This window comes from Mucilaginibacter sp. P25 (assembly GCF_050859465.1).
GTDB lineage: Bacteria > Bacteroidota > Bacteroidia > Sphingobacteriales > Sphingobacteriaceae > Mucilaginibacter > Mucilaginibacter gossypii.
In genome coordinates this window covers 5,440,314-5,459,797 of the sequence record NZ_CP193937.1, presented here as the reverse complement: position 1 = coordinate 5,459,797, position 19,484 = coordinate 5,440,314, and the positions used below count along the sequence as shown (strand labels likewise).

Here is a 19,484-nt window from a genome sequence, read left to right as displayed (position 1 = left end):
ATTTGGCAGATAAACTTTAAATTAGGATATGTTTCCGACCATCGGCGATCTGATATATTATCTCTTCCATATCCGGATTGGATTTCCTATCCAAACGCTTGGTTTTTTTATTGCACTCGCCTTTCTATTTGCCTACATAGTGTTTACTTCAGAATTTAAACGGTATGAAGCCATTGGAAAGATCAGTGCATTTAAGCGGAAGGTAATCATCGGAAAACCCGCTTCGGCAGCTGAAATGATCATTAATTTTTTGCCCGGTTTTTTATTTGGCTTTAAACTTTTTGGAGCCGTTTTTAACTACCAGGTTTTTGCTGCAAACCCGCGGGCATATATCCTTTCATTGCAGGGGAATTTAACAGCCGGCGTACTTATTGGAGGTGCATTTGCCTTCTGGATTTACCGCGATCGAAAGAAATTTGCATTGCCTAAACCGCAAACAACCGAATATACTGTACACCCTTATCAATTAATGGGGCTGATTGTTTTCAGTGTTGGATTTTTCGGTTTCATTGGCGCCAAGCTTTTTGATATCGTTGAGCATTTTGGCAGGTTGAGATATGATCCGCTGGGTACTATATTTTCGGCCAACGGATTTGCTTATTACGGCGGCCTGATCTTTGGCGCATTGACTTATTTGTATATCGGCCACCGGCGTAACATTAAACTGGTGCACCTTGCCGATATCGGTTCACCGGGCATGATGCTGGCGTACGGCATTGGCCGTATTGGTTGCCAACTGGCGGGTGACGGTGACTGGGGTAAGGTTAACCCACATCTAAAACCCGGTTTTTTAAGCTGGCTGCCCGATTGGATGTGGGCGTTCAATTATCCGCATAATGCTATCAATGCCGGTACACTGCTGCCCGGTTGCCTGGGTAACTATTGCAATCAACTGGCTAACCCGGTATACCCCACGCCGTTTTATGAGGCTGCACTTTGCATTGGTATGTTTTTGCTGATGTGGGTTTTTCGTAAACGGATAGTTACACCCGGTTTTATGTTTTTCCTGTATCTTGTGCTCAACGGTACCGAGCGTTTTTTGATAGAGCAGATCCGGATAAACCCGGTTTATCATTTTTTAGGTTTGCCATTTACCCAGGCCGGCTTCATTGGCTTTTTAATGCTGATGGGTGGATTAACAGGCTTTATTGCGCTGTTTGTTAAACGCAAAAGCCATCATCATAAACATTTACCAGTATAAATATTATTTAATGAAGAAAATTACCCTTGTTTGTTTAGCTTGTTTGGGCCTGGTTTTAACCAATAGGGCCTTTGCGCAAAAAGCTGATACCGTTAATCTTACCGATATTAAATTTAAGGTAGAGGCCGCGCCGGAATGGTCGGCCCTGTTAAAGCGTGATTCGGGCTGGTTTGGGGGCGATGGTATTTATACCATTCCTTTGAGTGGGAAGGAGACCGGCCAGGCAAAACATAGCGATAAAGTGCTTTTTGTTTTCAGCGACAGCATGATAGGCGCGGTGCGTGATAACACAACGGCGCCGGGAGCCATCATGATCCACAATGCGGTAGCTGAACTAAAAGGCAACGAGCCTTTGGATAAACAAATGAAATTTTATTGGGATAAAAATGCTAAAGGAAAACCGGAGTCTATTTTTATCCCCCATACACCTAAAACAGGAGCTACAGATTACTACTGGCTTGGCGATGGCTTTGTAAACCAGGCATTGAATAACAATATCTACATTTTTGGGTACAGGGTGCATAACGTAAGCAACGAAGCATTTGGTTTCAGGGAAGTTGGCAATACACTCATCAAAATCCCCGCAAACAGTAAGCCGCCGTATAAAGACCTGAAGCAAATGGATACGCCGTTTTACCTGGTAGATCAGAAAGGGGAAAGCGGCTCTTTTGGTGCCGGCATTTACGTAAATACCCAAGAAGCCGGTGCGCCAAAGCCCGATGGTTATATTTATGTTTATGGGGTACGTGGCATGGCCAAGCACCTGATGGTTGCCCGTGTACTGCCCGGGGATTTTGAAGATTATAGTAAGTGGACTTTCTATAATGGCAAAGCCTGGGTTGCCGATATGGAACAGGTTGCCAATGTAACAAGCAGCGTATCAAATGAGTTAAGTTTTAGTCCGCTGCCTGATGGGCGTTACGCGCTGATATTCCAGGTAGGGGGATGACCACATCGGTGGGGATGCGCATAGGTGCGAGCCCGGTAGGTCCGTTTGGCCCGATCATTAAATTATGGGATTGCAAGCCTGACCTTATCGCCAAAACGTTTGTGGTTTATAATGCCAAGGCGCATCCAAGCTTATCAAAGCCCGGTGAACTGCTGATCAGCTACAATATTAACTCCGTTGATTTTTTAAACGATCTGAAAAAATACCCTAACCTGTACAGGCCAAGATTTATCAGGGTAAAATTTAATGAACACGAATAGGCTCGAATTGAAGGAGCACGAATGGAATTAGTGTTTAATATAACCCAATGAAAATACGTTCGCTTATTTGCGCAGTTGCGCTTATGTATGCCGGAAACCTGTTTGCGCAGAAGGCTAACCTTGTTAAGTATGTGAATACCCGGCAGGGCACCAATACCAAATACGAGTTCTCGTACGGTAACACCTATCCGGCTACTTCGCTGCCTTTCGGCATGAACACCTGGACGGCGCAAACCGGCAAAAACGGCGATGGATGGAAATATCAGTACTTTGAGCATACTATCCGCGGTTTTCAGCAATCGCACCAGTGCAGTTCGTGGGTTAACGATTATGCGGTGTTTTCGCTCATGCCGGTTGCCGGTAAACTGGTTGTTAATGAAGACGGACGGGCGGCATCATTTAGCCACGATAACGAGATCGCTCAACCCAGCTATTACAAGGTAAAACTTGATAATAATATTACAACCGAAATGTCGCCGACCGAACGGGGAGCACACCTGAGGTTTTCGTTCCCGAAAGGTAAAGCCTCTTATCTTGTTTTAGATGGCTACACTAAAATGAGCGGGGTAAAAATTATCCCGGCCGAGCGGAAGATAACAGGCTACGTAAACAATTGCCGCTGGGCCCCTAAAGATTTCCGGAACTACTTTGTCATTATTTTTGATAAGCCCTTTACCGATTACGGCACCTGGGAAAATAAAAAGAATACCCTTTCGGAAAAGAACGGATCGGCAGAGGGCGAAGGTATTGGGGCCTATATCAAATTTAAAGATGGAGAAACGGTACAAGCCAAAGTAGCTTCGTCCTATATCAGCCCGGAGCAGGCCGAACTTACTTTGACAACTGAACTGGGTAAATACAAATCATTTGATGATACCCGTAAAGCTGCTGATAAAGTATGGAACCAGTTGCTTGGCCGTATGGCCATTGAGGGGGCTACGGAAGATCAGAAGGCGACTTTCTACTCGTGCATGTATCACGCCAATCTATTCTCACACCAGTTTTTTGAATATAATAAAGATGGGAAGCCATACTATTATAGCCCTTACGATGGCAAGGTACATGACGGTTATATGTATACCGATAATGGTTTTTGGGACACTTTCCGTGCTCAATTCCCGCTGAATACGGTGTTGCACCCCAAAATGGAAGGCCGGCTTGTAAATGCGCTGCTTGATGCACAACAACAATGCGGCTGGTTGCCGGCCTGGTCGTTCCCGGGTGAAACAGGAGGGATGCTGGGGAACCATGCCATATCCCTGTTAACCGATGCCTGGGTAAAAGGGATCCGCACCTTCGACCCCAAAAAAGCCCTGGAGGCTTACTATCATGAAGCTACCAATAAAGGTCCGTGGGGGAGTGCCAATGGCCGCCCGGGCTGGAAGGAATATTATGCCAATGGTTATGTGCCTTTTACGCCGCAAACCCTTGGTTCAACCGCCTGGACGCTGGAGTTTGCATACGATGATTTTTGCGGATATCAACTGGCGAAACTCACCGGTAATAAATTTTATGAAGATGTTTTTGCCCGGCAGATGTACAATTATAAAAACCTGTTTGATACCAAAACCCGTTTCATGCGCGCGAAAGATGGGCAAGGTAATTGGGTTGAACCTTTTGACCCTATGGATTGGGGTGGCCCCTATACCGAAGGTAATGCCTGGCACTGGACCTGGTCTGTTTTTCAGGATACGCAGGGTTTGATCAACCTGATGGGCGGAGAGAAGAACTTTACTGCTAAGATTGATTCGGTATTTACTGAGCCTGGAACCATCAAGGTAGGAGGGTACGGCCAGGTGATCCACGAAATGACGGAAATGGCTGCCTTTAAAATGGGGCAGTATGCGCAGGGCAACGAGCCTATTCATCACTTGCTTTACATGTACAACTATGCCGGCCAGCCATGGAAGGCGCAGCAGCATTTGCGCAGTGTGATGGATAAGATGTATAACGCCGGCGAAAATGGTTACCCTGGTGATGAGGATGAAGGACAGATGTCATCTTGGTTTGTGTTGAGCGCCGCTGGCTTTTACAGTGTTTGCCCCGGTACCGATCAGTATGTGATTGGTAGTCCGCTATTTAAAAAGATGACCATCGCTTTGGAAAATGGGAAAAAGTTCGTGATAGAAGCTAACAATAACAACAAGGAGAACGTGTATATCCAGTCGGCGACGCTTAATGGCAAGCCTTATACCCATAACTGGATCACCCAGGCCGATATTATGAACGGCGGTGTACTGCATTTTGAAATGGGCGACAAACCGGCTATAAACCGGGGTGTCGCTTCTGAAGATAGGCCGTTTTCGCTATCAAAAGCTCAATAACAAAATTAAGAAGAATATGGAAAACGTCATTGCGAGTGTTTAAATCCGGAGGCCTCTGAAGGTGAAATGACATTTACACTACCCGTCATCCCGAATTTATTTCGGGATCCCACGCGCTGAGCGGCTATGCAAGCGGCCTTGCATGTGGGGTGCTGAAACAAGTTCAGCATGACTGTATTTTTTATTATGTCATGGTAGGAACGAAGCAATCCCCGATTAGCAGGTCCGCTTTGTACAGTTTGGGATTGCTTCGTTCCTCACAATGACGGTTTACTATAAGAATTATAAGAATATCCGCTAAAACGATTTTATGATCAATATTTACAAAATAAAAAAGTCAATTCTATTACTTACTTCGGTGATGCTGCTGCTCAACCCGGCATCAGCACAGGAAATCTTTTACCTCAACAACGCCAATAAACAAATCACATGGAAAGTAAAAGCCCAGGCCGACCTGGGAGCCGATAGTCTTGACATCTACAAAAGCGGTTACGCCGCTACTGATTGGGTAAAGGCTATCGTACCCGGTACTGTATTTTCATCATACGTAGCAGCCGGTTTGGAAAAGGATCCCAATTTTGGCGATAATATTTATAAGGTTGATAAAAAGAAGTACGACCGCAATTTCTGGTACCGTACTGAGTTTAATACTCCCGCCAATTTCACCAAACAAAAAATCTGGCTTAATTTCAAAGGTATTAACCGCAAAGCCGAGATCTACCTGAATGGGAAGAAGATAGGTAGCTTAGATGGTTTTATGCAGCGGGGCATGTATGACGTAACCAAACTCGTAAATAAAACAGGGGCAAATACGCTGGCTGTTTTGGTTTACTGTCCGCTGAACCCATTGGTAAATTATGCCAGCCCAACATATATACCCAGCGCCAGTTGGGATTGGATGCCTTATGTACCGGGCCTCAATAGCGGCATTACTGATGATGTTTACCTGAGCAACACAGGTAGCCTTACCATTAATGATCCCTGGATTCGTACAGATGTGCCTACTACCGCCCGGGCTGAAGTATCGGTTTCGGTTGAGGTGAAAAACAGCACGGATACTTTTCAAACAGGGACCTTGACCGGTGTTATTAATCCTGGAAATATCCGGTTTACCCAAAAAATATTTGTGGGTGCTAACAGCAATGCCGAGGTAAAAATCGACCCAAAACATTTTTCGCAGCTGGTGATCAACGGCCCAAAACTGTGGTGGCCCAATGGCTATGGCGATGCCAACCTGTACACCTGTAACTTAAGCCTGAAATTGGGCGATGAAGTATCTGACAGCAAACAGATCCGGTTCGGCATCAAAAAATACAGCTATGATACCGTAGGCCATGTATTGCATTTATATGTAAATGGCACCAAAGTATTTTTAAAGGGCGGCAATTGGGGGATGACCGAGTATATGCTGCGTTGCCGGGGAGACGAGTATGATACCAAAGTGCGTCTGCATAAGGAAATGAATTTTAACATCATCCGCAACTGGATAGGCTCAACCACGGATGAAGAATTTTATGATGCCTGCGATAAATACGGCATCATGATCTGGGATGATTTCTGGCTTAACTCTATCCCCAACCTGCCTAATGATGTAAATACTTTCAATGCCAATGCCATCGAAAAAATAAAACGGTTCAGGAACCATCCATCCATTGCCATTTGGTGCGGTGATAATGAGGGCGAGCCTTTACCTCCGCTAAATAACTGGCTTCGTGAGGACATTAGCGCTTACGATGGTAACGACAGGTATTATCAATCTAACTCGCATGCAGGGAATTTAACAGGCAGCGGTCCGTGGACTAACTTTGATCCGCGCTGGTATTTCAGCCGTTTTCCTAATGGCTTTGGCGGTAACCAGGGTTGGGGTCTTCGCAGCGAGATAGGTACGGCGGTGTTTACTAATTTCGACAGCTTTAAGAAATTTATGCCGAAGGATAAATGGTGGCCCCGCAATGAGATGTGGAACCTGCATTTCTTTGGTCCGTCCGCAGGTAATGCAGGCCCCGACAGGTACGACGATGGAATTAAAAACCGTTACGGAGCCGCTTCGGGTATCGAAGATTATTGCCGTAAAGCACAGCTGCTGAACATCGAAACCAATAAAGCCATGTACGAGGGCTGGGAAGATAATATATGGGAAGATGCTTCGGGCATTATGACCTGGATGAGCCAGTCGGCCTATCCTTCATTGGTGTGGCAAACCGATTACTACTATGACCTCACCGGTGCCTACTGGGGGGCTAAAAAAGCCTGCGAACCGGTGCATATTCAATGGAACCCGGTAAATAATGCTATTAAAGTGATCAACACTACTCGCACTGCCGAAAACAGCCTCATTGCTTATGCCGATGTTTATAACAGCGATGGACAGATCGTAAAAGAATACAGCCAGTCAAAAACTATCGATGCGCCATCGAATACAGCGCTGAATTGCTTTACCATGGCTTTTGCTGATAACCGCGAAAATTTGGCACTAAACAAACCTGCTTTTGCATCATCAACCACCATGGGTAAGGCCGGTTCTGTAACGGATGGTAATCCAGGAAGCAGGTGGGCCAGTAATTCAAATGATGTCGAATGGATCTATGTCGATTTGGGTAAAGAGCAAGAAGTAAACGGCGTGAAATTAAACTGGGAGGAGGCATATGGTAAAGCTTTCAAGATCCAGGTATCTGACGATGCCAAAAGCTGGAAAGATGTTTATGAAAGCGGCGATGGGCATGTCGGTGTTCAACAGGTTACCTTTGATGAAGTGAAAGGCCGATACGTGCGTATGTATGGATTACAACGCGGATCGGGTTGGGGCTACTCTCTTTGGGATTTTGAGGTGTACGGCGGCGTGCCGAAAAGCAGCAGTCTTACGGATGTTCATTTCATCAAACTAAGATTGATTGATAAAAACGGAAAACTGGTATCAGATAATTTTTACTGGCGGGGTAATAAACGTACAGATTTTACCGCCATTAACCAACTGCCAAAGGTTAACCTGAAAGTATCATCAACCATAAAGCAAATTAACGGCAAGTATTATGTGGATGCAAAGATCAGCAACCCATCCTCATCAAAGGCGGCTGCATTTGCTATTCGCGTACAGGCAACAAAAGCCGGCACGGGCGAACAGATACTGCCCGCAATAATGAATGATAACTATTTTTCGCTGATGAAGGGCGAATCAAAAGATATTTGGATTGAATTTGATGCAGCGTTGCTGGGCAAGGACAAGCTGAAGCTATTGGTACAGCCTTATAACGATCCGGTAATAACGGAAAAGTAATAATAAGCCTTTGGTACCTTGAAGTTTTAAACTAATTTACCGGTCCAATTAACAAACAAACCTGCATAATGGATACCAAACCCAAATTCACCGAACGCAAGTTCCTTGTCGTACTCATTTTTGTAACCTCATTATTTATGCTCTGGGGCATAGCCATGACCCTCGGCGATACATTAAACAAGCATTTTCAAAATGTTTTGCATGTTTCAAAGTCGCGTTCGGCTTATGTACAGTTATCATTATTTGGCGCTTACGCGGTGATGGGCATCCCGGCAGGTATGTTCATGAAAAAATTTGGTTATAAAAACGGTGTGCTTTTAGGCCTCGGGCTTTATGCTGCAGGTGCATTCCTGTTTGTTCCGGCGGCTGATGCTAAATCGTTTGACTTCTTCCGGATAGCCTTGTTTATCCTGGCTTGCGGCCTGGCTACGCTCGAAACTGTTGCTCATCCATTTGTTGCCTCTCTCGGCGATCAGCGTACCAGCGACCAGCGCATTAACTTTTCGCAGGCCTTTAACGGTGTCGGCGGCGTTATTGGTCCGCTGTTGGGCGGCTATTTCGTTTTAAAAGGAGGGCAGGAGCATTCTAACGACCTGATATCTGTCAAACACCTATATATTGTGATAGGAACGGTGATAGCATTGGTTGGTGTAGCATTTTCATTTTTAAAAGTGCCCCCTTTACAAGATCCACATGTGGTAGCTACGGATTCATACGCTGTTGCTGCCGAAGGACATATTGAGGAAAGTCTATTCAAGAAAAAGCATTTTGTATTTGCTGCCATAGCTCAGTTGTTTAACGTGGCTGCCCAGGGAGGTACATGGGCGTTTTTCATTAACTACGGACACGAAATTATGCACTTGACTGATGAACACGCAGGCTATTATTTTTCATTAAGTATGGTGATGATGATGGCCGGCCGTTTTATTGGCACCTTCCTGATGCGTTACATAGCGCCAAACAAACTGCTGGCGGTATTTGCCCTGGGCAATATCCTGATGTGTGTTATTGTAGCACAGGGATTTGGCGTGGTGTCATTTGTTGCATTGCTGTTCATCAACTTTTTCTTCAGTATTATGTTCCCAACTATATTTAGCCTGGGGTTGAAAAATTTAGGTTCACAAACGCAAAACGCGTCCTCATTTATAGTAATGGGAGTTGTAGGCGGGGGATTGTTTCCGCCGGTTATGGGCCTGATTGCTAATCACAATGTTGCGACAGCTTATTACCTGCCTATCATTTGTTATATGGTGATATTTTTATTCGGGATCAGTTATCCTAAACTGAATAAAAAAGGAATATCAGCAAATTAGCTTAATCGATTTATTTTTATATTTTGGCCAATAATCGCTTAATAAATCATGGTTATTAAGCGATTATATTTTATATTTGATTTTAGCCAATTATAAGCCATTGAAAAAACTATCGATTGTTGATATCGCCAATGAATTAAAGGTTTCTAAAACCACCGTATCGTTTATACTGAACGGGCGTGCAAAGGAAAAACGGATAGGTGAAGACCTGGTAGAGCGTGTTACCAAATATGTAGAAGAAGTGGGTTATAAACCTAATTCCCTGGCTAAAAGCCTGCGTACCGGTAAATCAAATACCATTGGTTTAATGGTTGAAGATATTTCAAACCCTTTTTTTGCAAGCATAGCCCGGCTTATTGAGGATAGGGCTTATAAAAACGGCTACAAAATAATTTATTGCAGTACCGATAATGATACCCAAAAAACCAGGGAACTGATTAGTATGTTTCGTGACAGGCATGTGGATGGCTATATTATTGCTCCACCCGAAGGTATTGAAGACGATGTAGAACAACTGCTTAAGGATGGCCTGCCGGTGGTAATGTTCGACAGGCATTTACCCAAAGTAAATACCGATTATGTAGAGATTGATAACCTTTTCAGCACCTATAATGCCACCAGGCACTTAATACAACAGGGTTACAAAAATATAGGCTTCGTTACTTTCGCTTCGTCACAAACACAAATGCTGGCCCGGATGCAGGGCTATAAGGATGCGCTGAAGGAAAGCCGTTTTGCTCCGGTGGTTAAAGAGATTGTTTTTAACCAGGACGAAGAAATGATCATTAAACCGATGATGGCCTTTTTTAAAAAGCATCAGGATCTCGACGCGGTAGTTTTTGGCACCAACCACGTAGGTACCTGCGGGTTAAAAGTATTTAACACACTGGGTATTAAAGTGCCCGGGGATATGGCCGTTATATCGTTTGATGATTATGACGTTTTTAAGCTGTACTCGCCCCCGGTAACCGCCATAGCTCAGCCGGTTGAAGAAATTGCCGATAATGTGATCACCGTGTTACTCAAAAAGCTTAATACCAAGGGGGTAGTACCGCTTCTCATTCCATAATTCTTAAAACTAATCTGCAGATCAGGGGATCATCATCCGGTTTAAAGATTGATTAATTTTAAAAGAACCATATATTAGCAGATGTAAATAATACACTTGCAGGGGATAGGTTTTCTGTAACCGGGCATCCTTTTATTATCTTTAATAAAAATTTACTGTTATGACACGGGCTTTTATCATAAAAAATAAAGCGAGAATGGTTTTGGCTTTAGCTGTGCTTACCGCTATGCTTTTATTAGCCAACTGGAATGGTCGGGACAATGTTAAAGAATTGGATAAAACGCTGACATCCATTATGAAGGACCGCTTATTGCCAGCTACTTTTGTGCATGAAATAAGCAGTCGGCTTTATGAAAATAAACTGGCAGCTGTTTCTGGTGCAGATGTCCAGGTAAAAATTAATGGTAATTATGCAGCTATAGAAGCGTTAGCAAAGAAATATGAGGCCACTCAATTAACACGCGAAGAATCAGCAAAATGGAAGACCTTTCGTGTGCAATTGCGTGATCTGCAGCAGCAGGAAGCTGGCCTGAATAATGCAGAGTATGTTTTTAATCAGGCCCTTAAATCGCTTGATCAACTGATAGCGATACAGGTTGGCGAGAGCAACCGCCTGCTGCAAAGCGGACAAAGAAATGTAAGTTCAAGTATACTTACAGCCAATTTTGGTGTGGTTGTTTGTATTTTACTTGGATTATTTATTATGGTGCTGCTAAGCGCCAGGGAACAAATGATTTTAAGGCAGGACGAAAGGCATTTGCTCAATTAAAGATCTTAAATAATAAAAACCAGACTTACGAAGTTTCTAAAACTTCGTAAGTCTTCGAGGCTGTTTAAAAACGATGATTTCCAAATGTAGAGACGCATCACATGCGTCTCCCGCATCCATTTTACGCTTGCTCGCTTATTAAGCACGGCTTGTCCTACGGGAGACGCATGTGATGCGTCTCTGCAAAAAACATTCATTTCATTCGTTTTTAAACAGCTTCTTCGAGTTTCTTAAATAACCATCACATTTTCACCGCCTTTAAGCGGGTAGGATTTTGCTTTCCAAACCAATACGCCGGATGTATGCTGCGGTAAACTGACCTTTATTTTCCACTTTTTATTTTCTAAAACATAAGCTACTGCAACCTTACCGTTAGGGTGTGGGATCTCGCCGCTCACATTGGTCATTGTTCCCAAATGAGGGTCGATCTTGATCTTGCTGAATCCGGGCGAATAGCTGTCAATACCCAAAACAGTCCTGAAGAACTCAATGTTAGGGCTGCTTCCCCAGGCATGGCAGTCCGAACGGCTGTATTTAAGGTCGGAATATTCGGCCCAGGTGGTTAAGCCCATTTTAATATTCTCGCGCCAGATACCCAGCCAGTTCATATAATCGTTACCTAAACCACCTTTTACTAAGGCCTGGTGCAGGTAATATTTAAAATAAATGGTGCATTGGGTCAATGAGGTATCGGTTAATAATCGTTTGGATAACAAAGGCAGATCTGCGTTTTTCACCATGCCTGTAAGTATGGCTAATGAATTGGCATGCTGCGAAAATTGTTTCTTGTCCCATGTATCGGCATACAGCATTTTTGTCGGGTCCCAATATTTGCGTTGAATGGTTTGCTTAAGTTTCGCAGCTTCTTTGTTGTATAAAGTGGCGTAACCGGGCATGCCCATTTTTGTTTCCATAGCGGCAGCCCACTCATAAGCCCAAAGTAATTGCAAATCAATAATGGACGAGACTGCCGTCGGTGCCTTTTGGCGGCGAGCCTACATCCCAGTCTTTGCCGCTGGCCCAATCCACAAAAGTCCAGTAAGGGGTGTTTTTTAATGAGCCATCAGCTTGTTGGTATTGGCTGAAAAACTTTAATACTGCCCGTTCGCCATCCAGCTTATCCTTAATAAATTTACTGTCATTGCGGTACATCCAGTAATCATACAGCATACCTATGTACCATAACGAAAAAGTTGAAATAATTTGGGTATCATGCGTAGGGTAACGGCTTTGGGTAACGCCCTCTGTTAAACGGGAGTGGTCCATCAGGTTAATGGCATTGCGGGCCAGCCGGTCGTCGCCGCTATAATAATAGGATATCATTGCCTGGATGCGGGTATCGCCGATGTATTGCAGTTGCTCGTAATAAGGGCAATCTGTATAGGTTTCAAATGCATTAAGGCGGGCCGTACGCCAGCCAATATCGAGCATCTGTTTTATTTCCTTATTATCGGTATTGAAAACGGCACGCTGCTTAAATGGATACCCGGTAAAGGTGCCATACAGGTCATCAATAACCAAAGGCTCGTTTTGTGTATGCACAATTAAGCGGATGTACCTAAAAGTGCGGAAGTTGAGCGTAGTATATGATTGTCCTTTGCTGCCATTGGAGATCAAACTATCATTTCTGCCCGAAAAATCCTTGCCCTCCACATCGTTACGGTTACCTTTACGCATGCCATATTTGCTTAAATTATCAAAAAGCGATTCGGCATAGCTTAAAGAGATCCCCGCATCTTTCCCACCGCTAAAATTAATAGTAGGATAGGCGTTGGTAAGATGCGTTTGATCAAGCAGTATGGTAACTGTAGTATTTGCAGGAATAGTAAGCGGTGCCTTAGTGCCCGGAAAAGCCGGGGGAACATCCATCCCGGAGGCTTTACGTACAACAGGGATCCGCTCGCAAATTAATTCCTGGTGCGGAATGGAGGACGGTACCAATTGCCATCCGAAACCGTCCCACCGGCCCTTTAATTGCCCACCGAAGAGGTTTGCCGCCTTCGGCCAGCTGCTATCATCAAAGTTAGGCAAATACCAGTTCATAATGCTTTTATTCAGATCCACCATTTCGCCGGTGCTGGCTGCAAAATAGCCCCAGATGGGCTGATAACCTTTGTCCTGAATGCTTTTCCAGGTGTTATTGGTATTAAGGATCTCTTCGGCTGCTGAATTACCTTGTATAATAAAGGCTGTGCGGACACTGATCTGCGCTTCAGGGCGGTATTGAGCTTCGTTCCACACTAAAGCAGCTACGGTATTTTTACCGGCTACGAGATAAGGCGCAAGGTCGACGGTTTCATAGTTCCAGTAAAAGTATCGCCCCTTGCCGGGCCTAATGATACCAATGTGCCGTTTACATACAATTTGTAACGGTTATCTGCCGATACATGAATGACAAAGCCGGCCGGTTTGTTGGTCAGCTCAATGTTTTTACGGAAATAATAAATGCCGTATTCATTTCCGGTGATGCCGGGCATGGAGATCCATTGCGCATTCCATGTCTTTTCCTCTGCAGTTTTATGAACAGGCCTGGCATTAGTGTTTTGTGATGAGAGAAGGATAGTTACAGATAAAATTAAAATCAGAAGGTGTTTCATGCAGATTTCATTGATTAATTGGTGATGGTCAGGTTGTTTTTCCTGCTTGCATTAAGTAGATAAATTGGTTTGACTAATATAATTAAATCGATTTAGCATTTTATTATAATTTTTAATTTTTTATGATTTGGCAAAGCTGACGGGATTATGTTTCTTTTTGAACCATCGTTGGTTCGGCTTGCGTCAGGATTGGGATAACATGCAAACTAAATCCCGAAGTTGTATTAAATAAGCTGCTGAACTTTATATTTGTTTAAACCTATACATCTATGAAAAAAATGATCCTGTTCCTGCTTTCATTTTATTTTATCAGCGGGGGGTAGCTCAAAACCCGGTTCAACCACTTGTTATCCAGGGAAAGCTCAGCAATTCGGCCGAAAAGATGTTGAAGATCTTTTTGAAGATGCCAACGGTAAACTTCTTATGGATACGATCAGGCTTAATGATTCGGGTGAGTTTTATTTAAAAACGTACAAAATAGTAAAGCCTCAACGCACCAGCATCCAGCAAAACAATACCCAAATCAACCGGATCTATGTAGCACCGGGCTATGATCTCCATATAACCGGTGATGCCATTAATTACGTCAACCTGTCGAAAACTAAAAAGATAACCGGTATAGGTGCCGAAACCAATCAATACCGTGTAAAATTAGATTCAATCCTGGTAGCCCGGAACGACAAAACAGCGTGGTATGAACTAAAGACCGATGAGTTAATCCCGTTCCTTAAAAAAGCAAGACGTTAGAAGACTCGTTACTAAATGTTGTGTTTAACAAGCCGGCAAAGCAGGATCAATATTTCAATACGTTTAAGAAAATGATTGATTTAGATAATCAAAGCTTAAATTTTTACATGCTGCTTCAGCACCTTGATTTGAGTAAATACAATGCAGCGCAGATGCGGGAGCTGGTATCAAAAAATACCCCTTCAGCATTTTCAAAAGGTATATCGCATGACGAGATATTTAGTATCAGAAGACTATAAATCATGGGTTTTACCCCTTTATTATGCTTATGAACAGCGGCTGGATCTGCTGCGCGATTCTGCTTCGGTGAAGCAGCCCGGGTACACACTTGGCAAAATCAAACAGCTTTTTACCGGCAAGGTGAGGGACTATTATCTAAACCGGTACGTTGAAAAGAGAATTGGTAGTGCTAACTCTCTTGAAAAATTGAATATAGCCCAGAAGGAGATGCGTGTATTCATTGACGCAATAAGTAACCCGGCTTAAAAAATAACATCACCGGTAATTTTACCGAAAAAAGTTACAGCTGATGCACGTGCAAATTGGGAAACCGGCCCCGGCTTTTACTTTGCCCAGCGACCGTGGCAAGGTTTTTAACGTGGCCGATTTTAAAGGAAAAGTTATTTATATTGATCTTTGGGCCAGCTGGTGCGGGCCATGTCGCCAGGAGATGCCTGCATATAAAAAGCTAAGCGACAAGTTCAAAGCTAATCCGCAGGTTGCTTTTGTCAGTATTGCCGTACATGACGGAGAAAAGGAATGGCGAAATGCACTCAAAGAAGAAAAGCCGGACTGGCTGCAGCTTTATGACAAAGACGGTACAGTTGCACAATCATACATAGCCTATGCAATTCCAAAATATATACTGATTGATAAAGAAGGCAAAATGCTCAGTTTTGACGCTCCCGGCCCGGGGAGTGCGCAGGCCGAACAATTAATCAGTGAGGCTATTGCAAAGCCATAGTGTGTTTATGCTTTTTCCAGGGCATATGATGCCAGTTCAGTTTTCAGGCTTTTGATCATGATCTGCATTGGTTTTGTGCTGTTTAATACCCTGCAGATCGCGTTGCCTCCTTCTATCGAAAGCATCATCCGGGTTGCAAATTCAACGGGATTTATGGCGTTTGAGAGTTCCCCGTTTTCAATTCCGTCCTGAATAATATTGGCATAGGTTGTTATTGCGGTATCAACCATGTCTTTTAACTTTTTTTGATGGCCGGGTTAGTATCATCCGTCTCTGTCGAAAAATTAACTATCGGGCAGCCGCCTTCAATATAGCTTTTCAATGGATTTTTGCTGTTGTCTAAAGCGGCATTGATCTTGGCAATGGCAGTTTTATGTTTGCTTACTGTGTTGTTCCTTCTGTCGTTTAGTTTTCCTAAAAGGTAATCAACAGCGGCTTGTGCCAGCTCGTCTTTGCTTTCAAAATGGCCATAAAAACATCCCTTACTGGTATTGGCAACTTCAAGTACCTCATCAACAGAAGTGCCGGCAATTCCCCTCTCATTAAATAAAATCGCTGCTTGCTCAATAATGAATTGCCTTTTTTGCTCGCCTTTGCTCATCTTCAGTTATTTACTATGCAAATATAGACTAAATGGTTTAAAAAAATAAAGGCCGTTGATTGCCTATTGAAATTAACTGAATGTTTTATTATTTGTAAATATCTGTCAGCTAGTGTTTTATTTTCGGGTTTGGTTTGTAAATGTATAACTTTAGGTTGATTTTTTTACACTCATCTTATGAATGCGTGTATTTATAAGCCGATTAAACAGCGATTGACACAGTAATGTAAATATGGTTAAAAGTAGACCAAACGGTTTTATTTAATAAACCAATTAGTCTACTTTTGTTTTAAATAAAAACGCACAGCATACTGTTTTTACGATCTGTTAAATTTCAACATTAAGCTATGAAACTTATAAAAGAACACCACAGGGGCATCAGCACAATTTTAGCGTTCGCGCTGATCCCGCTTTCGGGTTTTGCAACTGATATTTATATACCTTCCCTACCTTCTATGGCCAGGGAATTAGCTGTCAATAATTCGGCCGTTCAGCTTTCGCTCATCGCGTTTATGATCAGTTCGGGCGTTAGTCAGTTGTTTGTTGGCAGCTTGCTCGATAGCTTTGGCCGGTACCGTATCGGTACTGTCTCTTTACTGGTGTTTGCATTTGCAAGTTTTGTCATAGCTATCTGCCATAATATTGAGCTTATTTATGCCATGCGTATTTTGCAGGGCATCACGGTAGCGCTTATTGTGGTAGGGAAGAGGGCATACTTTGTAGATATGTACTCGGGCGAGCAGCTTAAACATTATACAAGTCTTTTTTCTATCATCTGGGCAACCGCGCCTATTGTAGCGCCTTTTATCGGAGGTTACCTTGAAGCTGCCTTTGGCTGGGAATCCAACTTCCTTTTCCTGGGGATAGCCACTCTTTCACTACTTGTTTTAGAGCTGGTATACGGTGGCGAATCATTAAAAAATTATCACCCGTTCAAAGCCAAAAGTATTCTGCAGGTTTACCTGGCTACCATTAAAACCCGTGATTTTTCCCTGGGCCTCATCCTGATCTCCCTGAGCTATGCCATGCTGGTGGTGTATGGTATGAGCAGCCCTTTTATAATTGAGCATGTATTTCATTTGTCGCCTGTGGTAACCGGTTATTGTTCGCTGCTTTCGGGGGTATCATTGATGGCGGGCGGTATTATTTCAAAAACCCTCATCAGGAAGCCGCTTATCAAAAAAGTATCTATAGCGCTTGCACTGCAATTAGGCTTTGCCGCTTTAATGGTGTTCACAGCAGGGATTAAAACAAATTTATTTACGCTGATGGCATTTACAGCATTGGTTCACCTGTTATCTGGCTTTATATTCAATAATATATTTGCTTACTGTTTAGGCCGGTTTTCAAAAAATGCGGGTATTGCAAGCGGCGTGACCGGCGGCTCACTTTATATTATCACTTCATTTTTTAGCTATGGAATTGTAAATATTATGGCTATCAAAAATCAGCAGTTATTAGGAACCGCTTATTTATCGTTCGCGATACTGGCTGTTGTTACACTGATGCTTTTCATCAAAGCGAGGGCTTCGCAGCAAAAACAAGAAGAAGCGGCTGTTATTTTAGCTGCTGAGGTAGCTGTTGTATAAGGAATAAGATTCCCTGGTTTCATATAACTTTATGATGGAATAATGGAAGCCGGTAAGGAATTATCGGCTTCCATTTTGGTGTGTGATATCAGCAGTTTTATCTTTTTAGTCCTTTTACAATTAATAACATGGCGAAAGCGGTTAAGCCGATGGATATGGCTGCGCTTTTGGATACGGCGCCTAAAATGGCCAGTGTGCCTCCTGCAGCCATTGCACCAAAAACGGCTACACCTATGGCACCCGCTGTTTGCCTTGCCGTGTTTAATATAGCCGAGGCAGTTCCTGATAATGTTTTATCTACACTTGATAAAATACCATTGGTCATGGCTGGTACAGCAAGGCCCATACCCATCGGGATAACCAGGAAAGGCAGGAATAGTTCAAGATATGGGGTATGCTCGTGAGCTATGAATAAACCCGCAAAGCCGGCGGCAAACATGATGAGGCCAACAATGATAGGTTTACGGATGCCGTAGCGGTTAACGATGCGGCCGCTAATCACATTGGAGATCACAAAGCCTACAGTAAGCGGAAGAAATGCCAGCCCGGCCATAATGGATGGATAGTTTAGTACTTTTTGCAGATAAAGGCTTAAAATAAAAACGCTGCCATAGTAAGATCCGTTTAAAACCGCACCGAGTATTAAAAGTGCATTAAACCTCGCTGACTTGAACAGATGGAATGGCAGCATTGGATGTGCTGTTTTGCCTTCAATCCATAAAAAAAGACCGAAAATCAATAAACTCAAAATAAGCCCTCCCCAGATTAGTACATGGCTTAATCCAAGCCGGGGTATTTCAATAATTACACTAATGAGCGTGGTGACTGATAGCATCCAGGTGAGTTGTCCGGGCAAATCAAAACTCCTCTTGCTTGTTTTTGTCATTTGCGCCATTTTAAAACTCAGGATATAACCAATTATGCAGATTGGGATGTTAACAATAAAAATGAAACGCCAACTGCTGAATGCTATCAGGAAGCCACCAATAGTGGGGCCTGCCGCCATGGCAGCGCTTCCGGCAGCTGTCCACAAGCCTACGGCCCGCGTGCGTGTTTGTGGTGTATGTGCAAACTGGTGATTGAGCAATGCAAGCGAGCTTGGGATCATCATAGCAGCCCCAATTCCCTGGGCCACACGGCAAATGATAAGCGTAATTGCATCAGGGGCCAAACCGCATCCTGCTGATGCAATACCGAAAATGATCATGCCAATCTGGAAGATCTTTTTTGATCCTAATAGGTCGCCGAGGCTACCTGCCGACAGCATGAGTACTGCAAATGCAAGCGTGTATGCGTCAATTACCCATTGCAGGGTGCTGATACCCGCATGATATGCTTTTGCAATTTCAGGTAGTGCAATATTAACGATAGAAACATCAAGTTGTGCTACTACAAAGGCCAAACTGGTAGTTAATACCGCCCAGCCAAAGCCCGGAAGGTTTGAATGTGTTTTCTGATCCATATAGAAGCTGCCAAAGGTAAGGATCAGTTTGCATCTGGTATGGTACAATTCAACGTTTTATAGGTTTACGCGTTTATTGACCATGATATAGCCTACAATTTCACCAATAAAATAACCTGAATATTCAGCCGGCATATCATTATATTTGCCCCGATAGTTCTTTACTTTACTTCATCAACCGGTATAGGTTTTACTTAATTGTAGATTAATAGGGAATCGTGTGTAAATCACGAACTGTCGCGCAACTGTAAGTAACACAAAGGTTTTTGCCAGTAATGTCCACTGTCCTGATGAAAGGGATGGGAAGGGCGGCAAAAATGTTACAAGTCAGGAGACCTGCCTAATACTGAATTGACAATGCTTTC

Annotated in this window: 19 protein-coding genes and 1 riboswitch; of the genes, 13 read left to right on the top strand and 6 right to left on the bottom strand. The window is 43.4% G+C overall.

Translation table 11 applies throughout. The features are described 5' to 3' along the window. The first annotated feature begins 28 nt into the window (after positions 1-28). The 8 genes from ACRQ5D_RS27535 to ACRQ5D_RS27500 all read left to right on the top strand — a co-directional run bounded on the left by ACRQ5D_RS27535 (position 29) and on the right by ACRQ5D_RS27500 (position 11,159). Complete coding sequence (locus tag ACRQ5D_RS27535) at positions 29-1,201, top strand: prolipoprotein diacylglyceryl transferase (RefSeq protein WP_091162746.1); 1,173 nt, start codon at positions 29-31, stop codon at positions 1,199-1,201. Positions 1,202-1,211: 10 nt separating this feature from the next. Then, entirely contained in the window at positions 1,212-2,150 is a 939-nt protein-coding gene (locus ACRQ5D_RS27530) for a hypothetical protein (protein ID WP_431198472.1), read from the top strand. Then, positions 2,147-2,410 (top strand): hypothetical protein, encoded by a 264-nt coding sequence (locus ACRQ5D_RS27525; RefSeq protein ID WP_431198471.1) that lies wholly within the window; start codon positions 2,147-2,149, stop codon positions 2,408-2,410. Before ACRQ5D_RS27530 ends, ACRQ5D_RS27525 begins: the two co-directional genes overlap by 4 nt. 47 nt (positions 2,411-2,457) lie before the next feature. Continuing rightward, the gene (locus ACRQ5D_RS27520) at positions 2,458-4,734 is read left to right on the top strand and encodes a GH92 family glycosyl hydrolase (protein ID WP_091162748.1); all 2,277 of its coding nucleotides are present in this window, start codon (positions 2,458-2,460) and stop codon (positions 4,732-4,734) included. Positions 4,735-5,044: 310 nt separating this feature from the next. Beyond that, entirely contained in the window at positions 5,045-8,008 is a 2,964-nt protein-coding gene (locus ACRQ5D_RS27515) for a discoidin domain-containing protein (protein WP_432327271.1), read from the top strand. Between the two features lie 68 nt (positions 8,009-8,076). After that, positions 8,077-9,321 carry an L-fucose:H+ symporter permease gene (gene fucP, locus ACRQ5D_RS27510; RefSeq protein ID WP_091162750.1) on the top strand — a complete coding sequence of 415 codons (1,245 nt, stop codon included), beginning with the start codon at positions 8,077-8,079 and terminating at the stop codon, positions 9,319-9,321. Between the two features lie 100 nt (positions 9,322-9,421). Next, positions 9,422-10,390 (top strand): LacI family DNA-binding transcriptional regulator, encoded by a 969-nt coding sequence (locus ACRQ5D_RS27505; RefSeq protein ID WP_431198470.1) that lies wholly within the window; start codon positions 9,422-9,424, stop codon positions 10,388-10,390. 160 nt (positions 10,391-10,550) lie between these two features. Further along, on the top strand, positions 10,551-11,159 hold the full coding sequence (locus tag ACRQ5D_RS27500; RefSeq protein ID WP_091162751.1) for an MCP four helix bundle domain-containing protein: 609 nt from the start codon (positions 10,551-10,553) through the stop codon (positions 11,157-11,159). A gap of 230 nt (positions 11,160-11,389) precedes the next feature. Here ACRQ5D_RS27500 and ACRQ5D_RS27495 read toward each other — a convergent pair whose 3' ends face one another. The 3 genes from ACRQ5D_RS27495 to ACRQ5D_RS27485 are packed head-to-tail and all read right to left on the bottom strand — an operon-like array spanning position 11,390 to position 13,756. Then, positions 11,390-12,073 carry an alpha-L-rhamnosidase C-terminal domain-containing protein gene (locus ACRQ5D_RS27495; RefSeq protein WP_432327269.1) on the bottom strand — a complete coding sequence of 228 codons (684 nt, stop codon included), beginning with the start codon at positions 12,071-12,073 and terminating at the stop codon, positions 11,390-11,392. A gap of 37 nt (positions 12,074-12,110) precedes the next feature. Then, a complete protein-coding gene (locus ACRQ5D_RS27490) occupies positions 12,111-13,400 on the bottom strand; it encodes a hypothetical protein (RefSeq protein ID WP_432327267.1) in 1,290 nt (429 codons plus the stop codon). Between the two features lie 26 nt (positions 13,401-13,426). After that, a complete protein-coding gene (locus tag ACRQ5D_RS27485; RefSeq protein ID WP_432327266.1) occupies positions 13,427-13,756 on the bottom strand; it encodes a hypothetical protein in 330 nt (109 codons plus the stop codon). 423 nt (positions 13,757-14,179) lie between these two features. Here ACRQ5D_RS27485 and ACRQ5D_RS27480 point away from each other — a divergent pair, with 423 nt between their 5' ends. The 4 genes from ACRQ5D_RS27480 (at position 14,180) to ACRQ5D_RS27465 (ending at position 15,467) form a co-directional block, all read left to right on the top strand. Further along, complete coding sequence (locus ACRQ5D_RS27480) at positions 14,180-14,503, top strand: hypothetical protein (RefSeq protein WP_432327264.1); 324 nt, start codon at positions 14,180-14,182, stop codon at positions 14,501-14,503. A gap of 71 nt (positions 14,504-14,574) precedes the next feature. Then, on the top strand, positions 14,575-14,742 hold the full coding sequence (locus ACRQ5D_RS27475) for a hypothetical protein (RefSeq protein WP_432327262.1): 168 nt from the start codon (positions 14,575-14,577) through the stop codon (positions 14,740-14,742). Next, a complete protein-coding gene (locus tag ACRQ5D_RS27470; RefSeq protein WP_432327261.1) occupies positions 14,711-14,989 on the top strand; it encodes a hypothetical protein in 279 nt (92 codons plus the stop codon). Before ACRQ5D_RS27475 ends, ACRQ5D_RS27470 begins: the two co-directional genes overlap by 32 nt. A 43-nt stretch (positions 14,990-15,032) precedes the next feature. Then, entirely contained in the window at positions 15,033-15,467 is a 435-nt protein-coding gene (locus tag ACRQ5D_RS27465) for a TlpA family protein disulfide reductase (protein WP_091162754.1), read from the top strand. Positions 15,468-15,472: 5 nt separating this feature from the next. On the opposite strand, the gene ACRQ5D_RS27460 is transcribed toward ACRQ5D_RS27465, so the two are convergent. Both ACRQ5D_RS27460 and ACRQ5D_RS27455 read right to left on the bottom strand, forming a co-directional pair. After that, complete coding sequence (locus tag ACRQ5D_RS27460; RefSeq protein ID WP_431198468.1) at positions 15,473-15,697, bottom strand: TetR family transcriptional regulator C-terminal domain-containing protein; 225 nt, start codon at positions 15,695-15,697, stop codon at positions 15,473-15,475. Positions 15,698-15,702: 5 nt separating this feature from the next. Continuing rightward, entirely contained in the window at positions 15,703-16,068 is a 366-nt protein-coding gene (locus ACRQ5D_RS27455) for a TetR/AcrR family transcriptional regulator (protein WP_432327258.1), read from the bottom strand. 347 nt (positions 16,069-16,415) lie between these two features. Between ACRQ5D_RS27455 and ACRQ5D_RS27450 the strand changes: the two genes are divergently transcribed. Further along, positions 16,416-17,657, top strand: coding sequence for an MFS transporter (locus ACRQ5D_RS27450; RefSeq protein ID WP_091162756.1), 1,242 nt, complete (start codon positions 16,416-16,418; stop codon positions 17,655-17,657). Positions 17,658-17,754: 97 nt separating this feature from the next. On the opposite strand, the gene ACRQ5D_RS27445 is transcribed toward ACRQ5D_RS27450, so the two are convergent. Continuing rightward, a complete protein-coding gene (locus ACRQ5D_RS27445) occupies positions 17,755-19,167 on the bottom strand; it encodes an MFS transporter (RefSeq protein WP_256337324.1) in 1,413 nt (470 codons plus the stop codon). Between the two features lie 120 nt (positions 19,168-19,287). Continuing rightward, positions 19,288-19,478, top strand: a riboswitch (cobalamin riboswitch). The last annotated feature ends 6 nt before the right edge of the window (positions 19,479-19,484 follow it).

Excerpts from the sequence above, each read along its gene's own strand:
- ACRQ5D_RS27535 (WP_091162746.1), top strand. The coding sequence starts at position 29 with ATGTTTCCGACCATCGGCGATCTGATATATTATCTCTTCCATATCCGG.
- ACRQ5D_RS27530 (WP_431198472.1), top strand. The coding sequence starts at position 1,212 with ATGAAGAAAATTACCCTTGTTTGTTTAGCTTGTTTGGGCCTGGTTTTA.
- ACRQ5D_RS27525 (WP_431198471.1), top strand. The coding sequence starts at position 2,147 with ATGACCACATCGGTGGGGATGCGCATAGGTGCGAGCCCGGTAGGTCCG.
- ACRQ5D_RS27520 (WP_091162748.1), top strand. The coding sequence starts at position 2,458 with ATGAAAATACGTTCGCTTATTTGCGCAGTTGCGCTTATGTATGCCGGA.
- ACRQ5D_RS27515 (WP_432327271.1), top strand. The coding sequence starts at position 5,045 with ATGATCAATATTTACAAAATAAAAAAGTCAATTCTATTACTTACTTCG.
- fucP (WP_091162750.1), top strand. The coding sequence starts at position 8,077 with ATGGATACCAAACCCAAATTCACCGAACGCAAGTTCCTTGTCGTACTC.
- ACRQ5D_RS27500 (WP_091162751.1), top strand. The coding sequence starts at position 10,551 with ATGACACGGGCTTTTATCATAAAAAATAAAGCGAGAATGGTTTTGGCT.
- ACRQ5D_RS27495 (WP_432327269.1), bottom strand. The coding sequence starts at position 12,073 with ATGGAAACAAAAATGGGCATGCCCGGTTACGCCACTTTATACAACAAA.
- ACRQ5D_RS27485 (WP_432327266.1), bottom strand. The coding sequence starts at position 13,756 with ATGAAACACCTTCTGATTTTAATTTTATCTGTAACTATCCTTCTCTCA.
- ACRQ5D_RS27480 (WP_432327264.1), top strand. The coding sequence starts at position 14,180 with ATGGATACGATCAGGCTTAATGATTCGGGTGAGTTTTATTTAAAAACG.
- ACRQ5D_RS27475 (WP_432327262.1), top strand. The coding sequence starts at position 14,575 with ATGATTGATTTAGATAATCAAAGCTTAAATTTTTACATGCTGCTTCAG.
- ACRQ5D_RS27470 (WP_432327261.1), top strand. The coding sequence starts at position 14,711 with ATGACGAGATATTTAGTATCAGAAGACTATAAATCATGGGTTTTACCC.
- ACRQ5D_RS27465 (WP_091162754.1), top strand. The coding sequence starts at position 15,033 with ATGCACGTGCAAATTGGGAAACCGGCCCCGGCTTTTACTTTGCCCAGC.
- ACRQ5D_RS27460 (WP_431198468.1), bottom strand. The coding sequence starts at position 15,697 with ATGGTTGATACCGCAATAACAACCTATGCCAATATTATTCAGGACGGA.
- ACRQ5D_RS27455 (WP_432327258.1), bottom strand. The coding sequence starts at position 16,068 with ATGAGCAAAGGCGAGCAAAAAAGGCAATTCATTATTGAGCAAGCAGCG.
- ACRQ5D_RS27450 (WP_091162756.1), top strand. The coding sequence starts at position 16,416 with ATGAAACTTATAAAAGAACACCACAGGGGCATCAGCACAATTTTAGCG.